The 14,228-nt window shown below is 37.0% G+C and carries 12 protein-coding genes; 9 read left to right on the top strand and 3 right to left on the bottom strand.

From position 1 onward, the window contains the following. The first annotated feature begins 296 nt into the window (after positions 1-296). The 8 genes from NG809_RS13260 to NG809_RS13225 all read left to right on the top strand — a co-directional run bounded on the left by NG809_RS13260 (position 297) and on the right by NG809_RS13225 (position 10,049). Positions 297-1,199, top strand: coding sequence for an alpha/beta hydrolase (locus tag NG809_RS13260; RefSeq protein ID WP_262151378.1), 903 nt, complete (start codon positions 297-299; stop codon positions 1,197-1,199). A gap of 206 nt (positions 1,200-1,405) precedes the next feature. After that, positions 1,406-2,383 carry a pectinesterase family protein gene (locus NG809_RS13255; protein WP_262151377.1) on the top strand — a complete coding sequence of 326 codons (978 nt, stop codon included), beginning with the start codon at positions 1,406-1,408 and terminating at the stop codon, positions 2,381-2,383. 106 nt (positions 2,384-2,489) lie between these two features. Further along, complete coding sequence (locus NG809_RS13250; protein ID WP_262151375.1) at positions 2,490-3,227, top strand: rhamnogalacturonan acetylesterase; 738 nt, start codon at positions 2,490-2,492, stop codon at positions 3,225-3,227. Positions 3,228-3,465: 238 nt separating this feature from the next. Next, positions 3,466-3,807 (top strand): cupin domain-containing protein, encoded by a 342-nt coding sequence (locus NG809_RS13245; protein WP_262151373.1) that lies wholly within the window; start codon positions 3,466-3,468, stop codon positions 3,805-3,807. A 60-nt stretch (positions 3,808-3,867) separates the two neighbouring features. Beyond that, on the top strand, positions 3,868-4,767 hold the full coding sequence (locus NG809_RS13240) for an alpha/beta hydrolase (protein WP_262151371.1): 900 nt from the start codon (positions 3,868-3,870) through the stop codon (positions 4,765-4,767). A gap of 329 nt (positions 4,768-5,096) precedes the next feature. After that, positions 5,097-6,002 (top strand): alpha/beta hydrolase, encoded by a 906-nt coding sequence (locus NG809_RS13235; protein ID WP_262151369.1) that lies wholly within the window; start codon positions 5,097-5,099, stop codon positions 6,000-6,002. 265 nt (positions 6,003-6,267) lie between these two features. Further along, entirely contained in the window at positions 6,268-8,742 is a 2,475-nt protein-coding gene (locus NG809_RS13230) for a glycoside hydrolase family 95 protein (protein ID WP_262151367.1), read from the top strand. A 14-nt stretch (positions 8,743-8,756) separates the two neighbouring features. Then, positions 8,757-10,049 (top strand): DUF1593 domain-containing protein, encoded by a 1,293-nt coding sequence (locus tag NG809_RS13225; RefSeq protein ID WP_262151365.1) that lies wholly within the window; start codon positions 8,757-8,759, stop codon positions 10,047-10,049. A gap of 514 nt (positions 10,050-10,563) precedes the next feature. Here NG809_RS13225 and pelA read toward each other — a convergent pair. Further along, a complete protein-coding gene (gene pelA / locus NG809_RS13220; RefSeq protein ID WP_262151363.1) occupies positions 10,564-11,586 on the bottom strand; it encodes a pectate lyase in 1,023 nt (340 codons plus the stop codon). A 7-nt stretch (positions 11,587-11,593) separates the two neighbouring features. After that, entirely contained in the window at positions 11,594-12,778 is a 1,185-nt protein-coding gene (locus NG809_RS13215; RefSeq protein WP_262151361.1) for a DUF4861 domain-containing protein, read from the bottom strand. Positions 12,779-13,028: 250 nt separating this feature from the next. Between NG809_RS13215 and NG809_RS13210 the strand changes: the two genes are divergently transcribed. Beyond that, the gene (locus tag NG809_RS13210) at positions 13,029-13,505 is read left to right on the top strand and encodes a hypothetical protein (RefSeq protein WP_262151359.1); all 477 of its coding nucleotides are present in this window, start codon (positions 13,029-13,031) and stop codon (positions 13,503-13,505) included. A 261-nt stretch (positions 13,506-13,766) separates the two neighbouring features. Here NG809_RS13210 and NG809_RS13205 read toward each other — a convergent pair whose 3' ends face one another. After that, positions 13,767-14,207, bottom strand: coding sequence for a cupin domain-containing protein (locus NG809_RS13205; protein ID WP_262151357.1), 441 nt, complete (start codon positions 14,205-14,207; stop codon positions 13,767-13,769). Positions 14,208-14,228 lie beyond the last annotated feature (21 nt).

The following is a 14,228-nucleotide window of genomic DNA, read 5'->3' as shown; positions in this document are numbered from 1 at the left end:
TTGAGATTCGGGATTCACCATTCAAAATTCAAAATTTAAGATTGATAATTCAGTGCACAGGAAAAATTTTAATTTTTCAACTGATGTGTTCTAAAATATTCTCAAACATTTAAACTTGAAGTTAACTAATGTGTCAAAAACTTTTGTGGTTAGATCAAACTTATTTGAACTTGTATTTTCAAAGTTTTAAACTTAAAAAACTGCAAGAATCTTTTGTGACTTTTGACTTCGTCGAATCCGGCGATTTGTGGTTAAACTAAAAAGTTGCGGTTGAACAAAACCAAATTAATTTAAAAATGAGTTTTTACAAACTATATTTTCTTTTTGTTTTTTTTGTAGGAGCAACAGCATTCGGTCAGACAAAGCCGAATGCTACTCCTTACACAAACGAAGCAACTTATGAAAAACTAAAAAAGAAGCATCCGTTCATCACTCCACTGAACAGACCGGTTCCGCCCAACATCGGTATTGATAAAGATGTAGAATATTCCAACGTCAACGGACTTTCCCTGAAAGCCGACATCTACTACCCTCTCGATAAATCCACAAAACATCCGGCAATCGCACTGGTTCACGGTGGCGGCTGGATTTCCGGAAGTAAAGAAAATGAGAAGTACATGGCTCAGGAATTGGCTTCCAAAGGTTATGTTGCTATAGCTGTCAGTTATCGTTTAAGTGAAGTTGCAAAATTTCCTGCAGCGATTGATGACATCAACAATGCGATTGAATATTTAAAGAAAAACAGAAAAAAATATGCTGTGGATACTAAAAAGATTGCTGTTTTAGGTGAATCTGCAGGAGCTCAAATCGCCACTTTGGTTGGAGTTCAGCAAAAAAATAAAATCAAAGCTATCGTAAATGTAGACGGAATTGTATCTTTCATTCATCCCGAAGCAGAAGAAAGCACTTATGCAGCATTTTGGTTGGGCGGCGACAGAAATGTTAATCTAAAAAACTGGACAGAAGCTTCCCCATTGGAATACGTTGATAAAAACACAGCTCCTACTCTGTTCATCAATTCTTCTCAACCCCGCTTCCATGCAGGACGGGATGACATGATGAAAAAATTAAAAAGCTACGGAACTTTCACAGAATATCACGAAATCAAAGACACACCGCACTCCTTCTGGTCTGCTGAACCTTGGTTCACAGAAACTTTAAATCTGACGCTACAGTTTTTAGACAAACATTTGAAGTAAGATTTAGGTTTAGGCAAAATTTAAACGCAAAGATTTATTTAAATTGAAAACATTTAAGGAGCAAAGAATAATCAATAAATTGATTTTAAGCTTATGTTTATTTTCAAGCTTAAGCGACTTGTTCGCATCCTTTGCTCCTTAAACATTTACAGCAAGAAATTAAATCTTTGCGTTAAAAAATTAAGAATCAATCGTAAAATGTATTTATGAAAAAACTATTTTTAATTCTCATCATTTCAGCAACCAATTTTGTATTGGCTCAAAGCAATCCCTACATCACCGTAACCGTGGCGCAGGACGGCAGCGGCCAGTTCAAATCCATTCAACAGGCCATTACATCCATCAGAGATTTCGGGCCAGCTGAAGCTTTGGTTAAAATTAAAGCAGGAACGTATCACGAGAAGATCGTTATTCCATCCTCAAAACATAAAATCACTTTACAGGGTGAGAGTAAAGAAAACACAATCATCACCAACGATGATTATTCAGGCAAAATGGATGCTTTAAACCAGAAAATGACGACCTTCAACTCGTACACGCTTTTGGTAATGTCTGATGATGTGAAAATATCAAACCTCACCATAAAAAATTCATCATGCAATCAGGGACAGGCTGTTGCGTTACATGTGGAAGGTGACCGTTTTATCGTCAAAAATTCTAATATTCTGGGATGTCAGGATACCCTTTACACAGGCGGAAATCACAGCAGACAGTACTATGAAAACTGCTTTATTGAAGGAACAACCGACTTTATTTTTGGTTCGGCAACGGTTGTTTTTAAAAACTGTACGATAAAAAGTTTGGCCAATTCTTACATTACAGCCGCATCCACAGATCAAAGCAAAGAATTTGGTTATGTCTTTTTTGACTGTAAATTAATTGCAAAAGAAGGCATCAATAAAGTATTTTTGGGCAGACCTTGGAGACCTTATGCAAGAACCGTTTTCATTAACACAGAAATGGGCAATCATATCCTTCCCGAAGGCTGGAACCCATGGAAAGGAGATAAAATGTTCCCCGACAAAGACAAAACCGCTTATTATGCAGAATACAACAGCAAAGGTGAAGGCGGAAAAATTGAAAACCGTGTAGCTTGGTCACATCAGCTGACAAAAAAAGAAGCAAAAGAATACACCATTAAAAATATTTTCGGAGATTGGAAACCGAGCATGAGTAATAAGTAATTGGTAATGAGTAATGATAATCTTATAGCCATTTAAATATAACAGTTAGTATTAGCGATGTCATGCTGAGCCTGTCGAAGCATCTCCAAACAAATCAATTTTTAAAATGAAAAAAATACTTTTAGTCTTAAGCATCGTAATTTCAACATTATCGATAGCTCAGAAAAAACCTACTTTATTCTTAATCGGCGACTCCACAATGTCTAATAAAGACAATCCCGATAAAAATCCGGAACACGGTTGGGGACAGGTTTTAGGACAGTTTTTAACTCCAAATATTGAGCTTCAAAATCACGCCATGAATGGAAGAAGTTCAAAAAGCTTCAGAACTGAAGGAAGATGGGACAAGGTTGAAAAGCAATTGAAAAAAGGTGATTTTGTGATCATTCAATTCGGTCATAATGACCAAAAACTGAAAGATTCAACAAAATTTACCAATCCGCACACACAGTACAGAGCCAATCTGGAAAGATATGTTAATGAGACCAGAGCAAAAGGTGCAACACCTATTCTGATGACCTCGATTACCAGAAGAAATTTCAATGAAAACGGAGTTCTCATCGACACACATACCGATTATCCTTTGGTAGTAAGGATGGTGGCAAATGACATGAAAGTTGCTTTCGTTGACATGCAGTTACTGACCGAACAAATGGAAATTGCAGCCGGTCCGGAAAAATCAAAACTTTTACACCTTTATTTTAAAGCTGGAGAAAATCCGTATTACGATAAAGACAAAGCGGATGACACGCATTTGTCAAAATTAGGCGCAGAAACTGTGGCTAAACTTGCAGTAAAATCTTTGAAAGATTTAAAAACAGGTTTGGAAAAATATATTAAGTAGTTGAATCAATAAAGAACATAGGAAAATGGAGCGTCAAGAAAATTTAAATTCAATCCGTTAAAAAATTTCCACTGTTTGAGTGGCGGCAAAGAAATTTCTTAATAAGTATAATAATCATTTCCGCCCGAGTTTTGGAAATTTTAGGATTTAATTTAAATTTTTAGCGGAAGTTTCCAAGTCTTGAACTTTTGGTTCTTTTGTTTCAAGACAAAAGAACATTAATAAAAATCAATTAGAAATGAATTTCAAAAAAGAACCTTTTTTCGACGGCAATTCTGAATGGGAAGATTTAGGAGACGGCGTTTCCAGACAATTTGTAGGATACAATTCTCAGGTCATGATGGTCATCGTAAAATTTGAAAAAGATGCAATCGGAACATTGCACCAACATTTTCATTCCCAAATCACCTACGTTTCTGAAGGAAAATTTGAAGTAACCGTCGACGGCGAAACCAAAACTTTACAAAAAGGCGACGGTTTCTTTGCCCAGCCTAATATTTTCCACGGTGTAAAATGTCTGGAAGCAGGAAAACTGATAGATGCCTTCACACCATTTAGAGAAGATTTTTTGAAAGATTAACTTTATAAAATCAAACCTTCAAGGTTTTCGAAACCTTCAAGGTTTCTTATTTTAAAACCAATGAAAAAAGTATTTTTTTTAATAATTATTTTCTCTTTCTTCCAGTTTTCCGCACAGGAAAAAATATCGTTTTGGCCAAAAGGTGAAATGCCCAATTCCAAAATTCTGGCTTCTAAAACAAAGAAGAAAAAAGAACTGGCAGAACTGAAAGAGCCTGAACTTTTCGCTTTTCTCCCTCCCACAAAGGAAAGAAACCAAAAGTCGGTCATCATCATTCCCGGCGGCGGTTATTCAAAGCTAACGTATGACGAAGGTGCCTTTCAGATTGCAAAATGGATGAACACTTTGGGAATTTCCGCATTTGTTTTAAATTACAGATTGCCTACCTCAACCGATTTAATTCAAAGAGAAATTGCGCCTTTGCAAGACATTCAGGCTTCCATAAAATACATCAGAAAAAATGCAGACCAGTGGGGAATTTCTCCCGATCTGGTAGGCGTTGTCGGAACTTCAGCAGGTGGACATTTGGCAACAATGGCAAGCAATATTTCTAAAGATTATACCGAATTAAAAGGCGACTGGTCAGAAATTTCCACCATCCCGAATTTTGCGGTTCTCTTTTGTCCGGTCATCGACTTTGGTGAATTTGCCCATATAGGAAGTCGGGAAAGTCTGCTCGGAGAAAACGCTTCTTCAGATAAAATTGCAGAATTTTCGATGCAAAATAGAGTAACGGAAAAGACGCCACCCACCATTTTATTTCACAATCAGGATGATACCGCCGTTCCGCCGATGAACAGTATTTTGTATTTCAAAGCAATGACAAAAAATAAAGTGAAAGGTGCTATGTTTATTTTTCCGAAAGGTGGCCACCGATTTTTTGTGACCGATAAAGATCCTATGAACGAAAACTGGAAAAAACTGTGTGCAGACTGGCTTTTTAGTATGGGTAATAAGTGATGGGTAATTAGTAATTGATTTGGGCAGCTATTCCGCCTTCCACTCCCGCTTTTTTGCTCGTCGTTCCTCCTCACAAAAAGAGCTCCGTTCAAGTCGGGCTGCGGATTTTGTCGTTAAAACAAAATTTGTCATTAACCAAAAACGTGTCAATAATTCAGATAAAAAAAATGAATGCTCGCAAATTACCCTTATTTAGAACACTTGTATTTCTTTATTAAGTTTACGCCTTTGTATAACTTAAGAAACGGTCATCATTTTAAATTCTTTGTTTGGCTTTGCGTTTAAATTAAAAATTATAATAAATCGCAGACGTTTAAAAAAAATTAACAATGAAAAACTTCATCCTTACATTCAGCATTTTTATTGGAATTCAAATTTCAGCTCAACAGAAAATTGCAGTTTGGGAAAAAGGTACATTGCCCAATTCCAAAGGTTTAAAATTAAGCATTGTGGAAGAAAAAGAAGGCAGAATTACACAGATTCAGGAGGCTGAACTGTTTGCCTTTCTCCCTGCAAAAGAAGAACGAAAAAAAATGGCCATCATCGTCATTCCAGGTGGTGGTTACAGACATTTGACTTACGATTTGGGTGGATATTCTTACGCAAAATGGCTCAATACCTTGGGAATTTCAGCTTTTGTTCTGAATTATCGTTTACCAACTTCTCCCGATTTAAAACAAAGAGAAATCGGGCCTTTACAGGATATCCAGGCTGCAATAAAATTAATCAGAAAAAATGCCGCTCAATATGGAATTTCTCCCGACCAAATCGGAGTTTTGGGAACTTCCGCAGGTGGACATCTGGCTGCTATGGCAAGCAATATTTCTACCGACTATACTGACTTGAAAGGCGACTGGACAAGTATTTCAACAGTTCCGAACTTTGCAATTCTCGTTTCTCCCGTCATTGATTTAGGCGAATTTGCACACAAAGGAAGTCGGGACAATTTATTGGGATTGGATGCTTCAGCAGAAAAAATCAAAGAATACTCCATGCAGAACCGCGTGACAGAAAAAACGCCTCCAACGATTCTGTTTCATGCTCAAAACGACAATGCTGTGCCTGTCATCAACTCTATTTTATATTACGAGGCGATGATTAAAAATAAAGTGAAAGGTGCAATCTTTATTTTTCCCGAAGGCGAACACAACATCGGGATTTCCAACAAAACTGTGCTGACGGATAATTGGAAAAAAGTTTGTGCAGACTGGCTTGTGAGTATGGGTAATAAGTGATGGGTAATGAGTAATCAGTGTAGAATTATTATAAACGTAAAGATTTATTTAAACATTTTGAATTTAAGGTGCAAAGGTTGCGATAGATCGCTGATGAAGCTTGAAATATATTCTTTGTTAAACTTTTTTCTTTCTAATTAAAAGAAATTATAAATCAGCTTAAAATCAATTCATTGATTATTCTTTGCTCCTTAAACTATGCTTATAAAAAGAAAATCTTTGCGTTAAAAAAACATCGAATCAAATCATCAAAAAAATTTATAAAATGCTAAAAATCATTCAACATAAAATCTTTTTACTGGCTTGCGGAACATTGATTTCTGTTTCGGCATTTGCTCAGCAAAATTTAAAATTAACCTACAACAAACCCGCAGAAAACTGGAACGAAGCCTTACCCATCGGGAATGGTAAACTGGGTGCGATGGTTTTTGGTGGTGCAGTTCAGGAACATCTTCAACTGAATGAAGAAACAATCTGGGCAGGCGAGCCGGGAAACAATGTTCCGAAAAATACATTTGACAGCATTCAGAAAGTCCGTCGTTTGATTAATGAAGGTCAGTTCGAAAAAGCACAGGATTTAACCAACAAAACCTATCCGAGACAGGCTCCAAAAGATTTGAACTATGGAATGCCGTACCAGACTATGGGTGATTTGTTTCTGGATTTTAAAGGTCATGAAAATTTTAAGAATTACAACCGAACTTTAGATATTGAAAAAGCAATCAGCACGGTTTCTTATGAGGTAAACGGCGTGACTTTCAAGCGTGAAATATTCTCTTCTTTTGCCGATAATGTGATCATGATTAAGCTGACTTCAAGCAAAAAAGGAAGTTTAAATTTCAATATCAACGCTTCTACTCCACATCTCATCAATTCAATTTTGACAGAGAAAAACCAATTGGTAATTAACGGAACAAGCGGTTCTGTAGACAATAAAGCCGGAAAAATTAAATTTAAAACGGTTGCTTTTCCTGTTTTAAAAGGCGGAAAACTCACCTCAACAAAAGACAAACTTGAAATTGCAAATGCAGATGAAGTCGTAATTTATGTTTCCATTGCTACGAATTTTAAAAAGTACAATGACCTTTCTGGAAATCCCGATGCTAGAGTTTCAGAATATTTAAATAAAGCTTTAGGCAAAAAATACAATGACGAATTAAAAGCTCACGTTGCGAAATATCAGAAATATTTCAAGCGGGTAAGTTTAGATTTAGGAACAACCGACCAGGCGAAGAAAACGACAGATATCAGAATTAAAGAATTCGGAAATTCGCAGGAACCGGATTTGGTGGCTTTGTATTTCCAGTTTGGGCGTTATCTTTTGATTTCTTCGTCACAACAGGGAACGCAGCCTGCCAATCTTCAGGGAATCTGGAATTATCAGCTGAATCCGGCTTGGGACAGCAAATACACGGTGAACATCAATACCGAAATGAATTACTGGCCTGCTGAAAATACCAACCTCAGCGAAATGCACGAGCCTTTGTTTGATATGATTCAGGATTTATCGGTCACTGGACAGGAATCTGCCAAAGAGATGTACAAAGCACGAGGCTGGAACATGCATCACAACACCGATTTGTGGCGAATCACAGGAATCGTTGACGGCGGTTTCTACGGTATGTGGCCAATGGGCGGAGCATGGCTGACCCAACACGTCTGGAATCACTATTTATACACCGGAGACAAAGAATTTCTAAAGAAAAATTATGAAGCTTTAAAAGGTTGCGCTTTGTTTTATCTGGATGTTCTTCAACAGGATCCTTCCAAAAAATATCTCGTGGTGTCGCCATCGATGTCACCAGAAAATAAATACTTTAAAAATGTAAGCATTACCGCCGGAACAACGATGGATAATCAGTTGGTTTTTGATGTGTTTAATAATTTCATCAATGCTTCAAAAACTTTAAATCAGGATAAAAATCTTTCCGAGGAAGTGAAATCAGCTTTGTCAAAACTTCCGCCAATGGAGATTGGGCAACACGGTCAATTGCAGGAATGGCTGACTGATATGGACAAAACCGATGATAAACACAGACATATTTCGCATCTGTACGGTTTATTTCCATCGGGACAGATTTCGCCTTTCAGAAATCCTGATTTAACGGAAGCCGCAAAAAATTCGATGATTTACCGTGGCGATAAATCCACAGGCTGGTCGATGGGCTGGAAAGTGAACTGGTGGGCAAGATTGCTGGATGGAAACCGTGCCTTTAAACTCATTTCAGACCAGTTAACTCCTGCTCCGCTTGAAACCAAAGGCCAATCCGGAGGAACTTACCCGAATCTTTTGGATGCACATCCGCCGTTTCAGATTGATGGAAATTTCGGCTGTACTTCGGGAATTGCTGAAATGCTGTTGCAAAGCTATGACGGATACATTTACCTTTTGCCGGCACTTCCCGACGCATTGCCAAACGGCTCTGTGAAAGGTCTGAAAGCAAGAGGCGGTTTTGAAATCGATATGGATTGGAAAAATTCCAAACTGACTAGATTGACCGTTAAATCTGCTTTGGGTGGAAATGCAAGAATCAGAGTGGCGAATGGTTTAAATTTAAAATCCAAAACAAATTTCACCTCAGCAAAAGGATCAAATTCCAACGAATATTATCATGTGGATGTGATAAAAACGCCTTTACAATCGGCCAAAACAGAGCTGAAAGGTTTTGCAGTTCCGGAAACAGAAATGTTTGATTTTAAAACTGAAAAAGGTAAAACCTACACTTTTGAAGTAAATTAATTTAAGTAAATTCTATGAAAAATATTTTTTCTATACTTCTATTGATTCTAAGTTTTTCATCAATAAAAGCTCAAAAATCCACTTTAGAAAAACCAAGAATTCTCATCAGTACAGATATTGGCGGAACCGATCCCGATGATAATCAGTCGATGATACATTTGCTGATGTATTCGGACAAATTCAATATTGAAGGTTTGGTTTCTTCACCATCTTTTGGAAACGGAAGCAAGAAAGAAATCTTGAAAATGATCGGTCTTTACGAACAAGATTTACCGAAATTAAAAAAGCACAGTTCAGGTTTTCCAACTCCGAAATATCTTCGCTCGGTTTCTAAGCAGGGATTGCATGGAAATGCTCCTTATGAAGGCTTTTCTAAATCAACAGAAGGTTCGGAATGGATTGTAAAATCTGCCAGAAAAAAATCTACACAACCTTTGTGGGTTTTGGTTTGGGGCGGTTTGGAAGATGTAGCTCAGGCCTTGCACGATGCGCCTGATATTCAGAATAAAATTAAAATTTACTGGATTGGTGGGCCCAATAAAAAATGGAGCGCCAATTCGTATTCTTACATCGTGAAAAACTTTCCTGATCTTTGGTTTATTGAAGCCAATTCGACTTATTATGCTTTCTTTTCTAAAAATGAAGATCGTAACATCCTTAAAAGTCCTGAGTATTATGACCGATACATTAAAGGTTACGGGGCGATGGGAAAAGATTTTAAAAATTACTATAAAGGCGAAATCAAAATGGGCGACAGTCCTACCCTGTTTTATCTGATGCAAGGAAATCCCAATGATCCTACCGGAGAAAGCTGGGGCGGAAGCTTTGAAAAGATCAACCGAAGTGCTCATATTATTGTTGACGGAAATAAAGGAACATCAGAAGACATTGCTTTTTGTTCATTAATCGAATTTCGTTTTAAAGGCCCTATTATTAGAGACAATCCTGCTACTGCACCTTTTCACATGGAAACCATGCACAAAAAAAAAGATGTTCAGAAATGGGCAGGTTCTTACCTTGGAGATGGAAATTATGCTATACAATATGTACCAAAAGGTGCTGAAGTTCTGAACTATAAATTTGTGTCAGAAATTCCTGAACTGAATGGTCATGAAGGCAAATTAAATATTGTCAATCTATGGCCGGGAAAGGAAAATCCGACTGATATTCCTTTAGGCAAAACATGGTTTTCTGATAAATCTGATCCAACACTTTATGAAGGGAAATTTCAGGGTGGAAAAACCATTTCAAAATGGAAAAATGATATTCTTCTGGATTGGGCGAAGCGTTGGGACTGGTTGAAGTAGTTTTTTGCCAAGAATGCATGAATTTTATAATGTATAGAACTTTAGAGATTTTAGCGAAATGAGTTTCCCAAAGATTTTACGCATTTTCATAGATTTTTTTGTTGCCACGAATGCACGAATTTTTAGTCTAATTTCAGGTAAAAGTAATCGAAGAAAAAATCAGCACAATCCGCAAAATCTGCGTGAGCTGTAAACATAAGAAATCCTGATGAAGTCAAGAGTCAGGATTTGTTTTACAGCAAACCTAACAGGTTTTTAAAATTTCATTTCAAAACTGAAAAGGCGGAGTTTATAATTTTGAAGTGAAGTAAATTCGCACAGATTTCAAGGATTTTAGTTTGCCACGCATACACGAATTTTTAATCTAATTTCAGGTAAAATTAATCGAAGAAAAAATCAGCACAATTAGCAAAATCTGCGTGAGCTGGAATAAGAAATCCTGATGCAGTCAAGCGTCAGGATTTGTTCTTAGATCAAACCTCATAGGTTTTGAAAACCTATGAGGTTTCTTCATTTATTGCGAAAGTTTATTTCTCTTCAGCCATTTTGGATAATCATTATCAATGAGTTTCGTTCCCGCTTCATTGTACCAGCTGTAACCCATTCTACGCTCTTCGGAAACCTCTTCGTAATTGAATTTTACACTTCCGTCACGGTCACCGAAAACAGGTTTATTGGTCGGAATATCATAAAATCTTGCCCAAACTGATGATCCTTCTTTTTTGCTTAAAGTACGGATTGCTTTCTCACCTTCTCTCGAAACCTGATATGTGTGATCTTTAATTCTGCTTTCATCAAACCACTGAACGGCAAATCGGATTGATTTTTCAATCTCCGGAGTTACGGGTTGCATCATCAGAAATTTTAAAATTCCGACAGATTCACCTGTCGCCAGAGACATCGGCTCAAAAGCCCTCGCTTTTTCAGGAACCAAAGTCACTTCGTTGTACTGGTCTGCCCAGATGGAAAGTTTTCCGTTTTGCATGACCTGAGTTTTTAGAATACAGTCAAGCCCTTTTTGAACGGCAATTTTTGATTTTTCCTTTAATTTTTGATCTACCGCATCGAAACCCTCTTTTCCTTCCGAAACATTGTACAAAATAGTTAAGGCGTTGATCATCGCATTATCATTGTAAGTCACCTGCTTTCTGTAAATCGCAGAGTTCGGATAATACTGCGGAAATCCACCGTTTTTATACTGCATAGAGAGCAAATACTCAATTCCTTTTTCAGCAGATTTCAGGTATGCGGGATTTTTTGTAGTACCGTAAGCTTTTATTAAACCATTAATCTCCTTCGAAGTCGCGTTGTTGTCAATCGTCGCAAGATCATTATCGTTGGCTTTGATGACTTTTAAAAGTTTCGCATCTATCTTTTTAGTGTAGTCTACATTTTTTTTGTCGCTGTTATGTTTTCCCCAACCGCCGTTCGGAAGCTGATACACCATCATTTTTTCGGCTAAAGTATCTTTTACCTGCGCAGAAAATGCCGATGTTATCAGACAAAATGAAGCTACAGTCAGTTTTAAATTAATCATTTTTTAATTATTTAAGAGTAATAATAAGCGGATTGGCAACAATTTTCGCCTGTTTCTGCAGCAGATTTTCCCAGTCTTTCTGGGTCTGAATCTGTCCGCTTTTCTGCCATGCAAACCCTGCGTAATAAGTCAGTTTTTTCTGAGGTTTCGTTACAACCAGCAAATTACTCTGGTCCGGAGTTTCAGATTTGTGAGCCATAGATTTCTGAACAATTTTAGGATCTACAACAATTCCCTCGCCTACAAAAGCATCATCGATTTTTTCCCAGTGCAGATAATATCCTACTTTATCATTCAGCTTGCTTTCACCTTCATTTTTATGTAAAGTAATCCCGACCGTGTAATTTGGAACTTGTTTTTCAGTTTCAAAAGTAGATTCAAACTTAGAGAAATTAGAACCTAAATCAAGAGAAATTCTTTTCGTTTCTTTTACTCCAAATTCGCTCCACGGTGCATACGTCAGTTCGAAAACGGTTCTCAACGGTCCTTCAGCAATCGTTTTCGAAGTCACAAAGTTTTGGGAAACCTGCAGTTTTTCATCCTTCCAGATTCCAATTCCTCCTGTTCCGCGGCTGTCTCCGACGTGATAAGGATCATAACCTTCACCTCTCGTGTCTTTGTGGTAATACATCGGATCCGTCAGATAACCTTTGTACCATTCGTTGATAACCGATTTTTCAGTTCTTTTAAACCAAATATCGACACCGCTGGAAAGTGTGCTTCCTTTCACTTTTGCCAACGCTTCAGCCTGACCTTTCGGACCATACACCCTGAACGCAATTTTATCGTTTTCCCAAGTGTAATCGTCTACTCTTTCAGGAACCAATCTTGAATAAGTGGTTAATTTACTCTCCGGAATCGGTGTATTTGAATCAGCAACAATGGTGTAAGAATTTGTTTTTTTAGCATCCAGTTTCGCCTGAAAAAGAAGTTCATCATTTTTCCCGTCGCCGTCATTATCGATCCACTGAATCGGCAGATACTGCTTTTGGGCGTCTTTTATTCTTAAATCTTCCGCTTTATTTTTCCCTAAAAATGCTTTCAACTGCTTTACTGAGACAGAAACGACTTCATTTCTTGCAAAATCCTGAGTATTTTTAACCTGAACTGAAGTCTGTGCATTCATAAAATCCGCAGCAATGCAAACGATTGCACAACTTAAACCCAGTTTTACTATTTTTTGTCTGAACATAAAATGTAGTTTTATCAAAAGTAAAAATATTCTGAGTATTTATTAGATTTAAAACCTTAAATGTTTCTTAAAAGTCATTTCAACTTCTCCCGATATTATTTAACGGATAAATCTTCATCTGTCAAACTGATGTGGAGTTTCAAATTTTAAACTGAAATTCTGTGAAATTATCATCATTTGCAAAATCAGAACGAACTTGCGACAAAACACCAATTAAAATTTTCTTATTTTTAAACATCAATTAAATCCAATGAAAGAGAATCCCGAATTTTACGAAATACAGCGCTTCAGACAATGGTGGCTGTGGCTGATTATTTTTTTTGTACTTGGATTTTCTGTCTACAACTCCTATGAAAATGCAGAACACTTCTCCCGCACAGAGTTGATAATTTCAACTGCTGTTCCTGCTGTGATTTTCTTTTTATTTTTCATTACTAAACTCGAAACTAAAATTGATCATTTGGGCATAAGGGTTCGGCTTTTTCCTTTTCATCTGCAGTTCAAATATTTTCCATGGAAAAACATTGACAAAGCATTCATCCGGCAATATTCTCCGCTTATGGATTATGGTGGCTGGGGTTTAAGGCTGGGAATGTTCGGTCGCGGAAAAGCGTATACTATTTCAGGAGATTTAGGACTGCAGTTGGTTTTTAAGGATGGGAAGAAACTTTTGATTGGGACACAGAAGTCGGTAGAGATCAAGCGGTTTCTGGAAGAACTCAACTAAAAAAAATAACTCTCATCTATTCTAAATTTTATCTTTGGTGATTTTCAAGTATGAATTAAATCCAATTTAATCTTTTTTGAATATCTGCTTTTGATCAAATGGTGCTTTCAACCACAAAGAAAACTAAGGATTTCACAAAGAGCACAAGACGTAGTGAACCTTGTGAAAAAATCTTTGTACTCCTTGTGGTAAAAATAAACACAATAATAAGATTCAATTTTTAAGGTCGGGGACAGCAGTAAGCCATTTTTGACTCTGAACTTACTTCAAATCCTTTTTAATTACCAGATACTTCAAATCCTTATCCCCCGCATTACTAATTCCATGCTCTGAATTTGGCGGACAATATAAACTCGTGTTTGGGCCTACTTCCACAGTTTTTCCGTTGAGATAAAATGCAGCCTTACCTTCGAGAATATAAAAAAATTCCTCCTCAGGATGTCGGTGTGGCGCGTGAGTGGATTTTCCAGCTTCCACAATGCTCATCTTCAGCGTGTTTTCCTCCGTGAATTTTTTGTCAGCAAACCAATACTGATAACCGGAATTTGTTTTTTTCGCTTTCGACAGATCAAACTCGTTCACACAGTTTTCTATCGTGTAATTGATGGGTTCTTTCTTATTTTCAACTTTTTGGGCATTTACATTCTGCTGAAACAGAAAACTGATAATAATGGCCGGTATAATTTGGGGTAATTTTTTCATTTTTAATAATATGAAAAAAAA

The sequence above is a fragment of the Chryseobacterium foetidum genome, from assembly GCF_025457425.1.
GTDB classification, from domain to species: Bacteria; Bacteroidota; Bacteroidia; order Flavobacteriales; family Weeksellaceae; genus Chryseobacterium; species Chryseobacterium foetidum.
This window is presented reverse-complemented; position numbering and strand designations above follow the sequence as displayed.

Bases quoted from the DNA above. Each gene is read 5' to 3' on its own strand.
- NG809_RS13260 (WP_262151378.1), top strand. From the start codon at position 297: ATGAGTTTTTACAAACTATATTTTCTTTTTGTTTTTTTTGTAGGAGCA.
- NG809_RS13255 (WP_262151377.1), top strand. From the start codon at position 1,406: ATGAAAAAACTATTTTTAATTCTCATCATTTCAGCAACCAATTTTGTA.
- NG809_RS13250 (WP_262151375.1), top strand. From the start codon at position 2,490: ATGAAAAAAATACTTTTAGTCTTAAGCATCGTAATTTCAACATTATCG.
- NG809_RS13245 (WP_262151373.1), top strand. From the start codon at position 3,466: ATGAATTTCAAAAAAGAACCTTTTTTCGACGGCAATTCTGAATGGGAA.
- NG809_RS13240 (WP_262151371.1), top strand. From the start codon at position 3,868: ATGAAAAAAGTATTTTTTTTAATAATTATTTTCTCTTTCTTCCAGTTT.
- NG809_RS13235 (WP_262151369.1), top strand. From the start codon at position 5,097: ATGAAAAACTTCATCCTTACATTCAGCATTTTTATTGGAATTCAAATT.
- NG809_RS13230 (WP_262151367.1), top strand. From the start codon at position 6,268: ATGCTAAAAATCATTCAACATAAAATCTTTTTACTGGCTTGCGGAACA.
- NG809_RS13225 (WP_262151365.1), top strand. From the start codon at position 8,757: ATGAAAAATATTTTTTCTATACTTCTATTGATTCTAAGTTTTTCATCA.
- pelA (WP_262151363.1), bottom strand. From the start codon at position 11,586: ATGATTAATTTAAAACTGACTGTAGCTTCATTTTGTCTGATAACATCG.
- NG809_RS13215 (WP_262151361.1), bottom strand. From the start codon at position 12,778: ATGTTCAGACAAAAAATAGTAAAACTGGGTTTAAGTTGTGCAATCGTT.
- NG809_RS13210 (WP_262151359.1), top strand. From the start codon at position 13,029: ATGAAAGAGAATCCCGAATTTTACGAAATACAGCGCTTCAGACAATGG.
- NG809_RS13205 (WP_262151357.1), bottom strand. From the start codon at position 14,207: ATGAAAAAATTACCCCAAATTATACCGGCCATTATTATCAGTTTTCTG.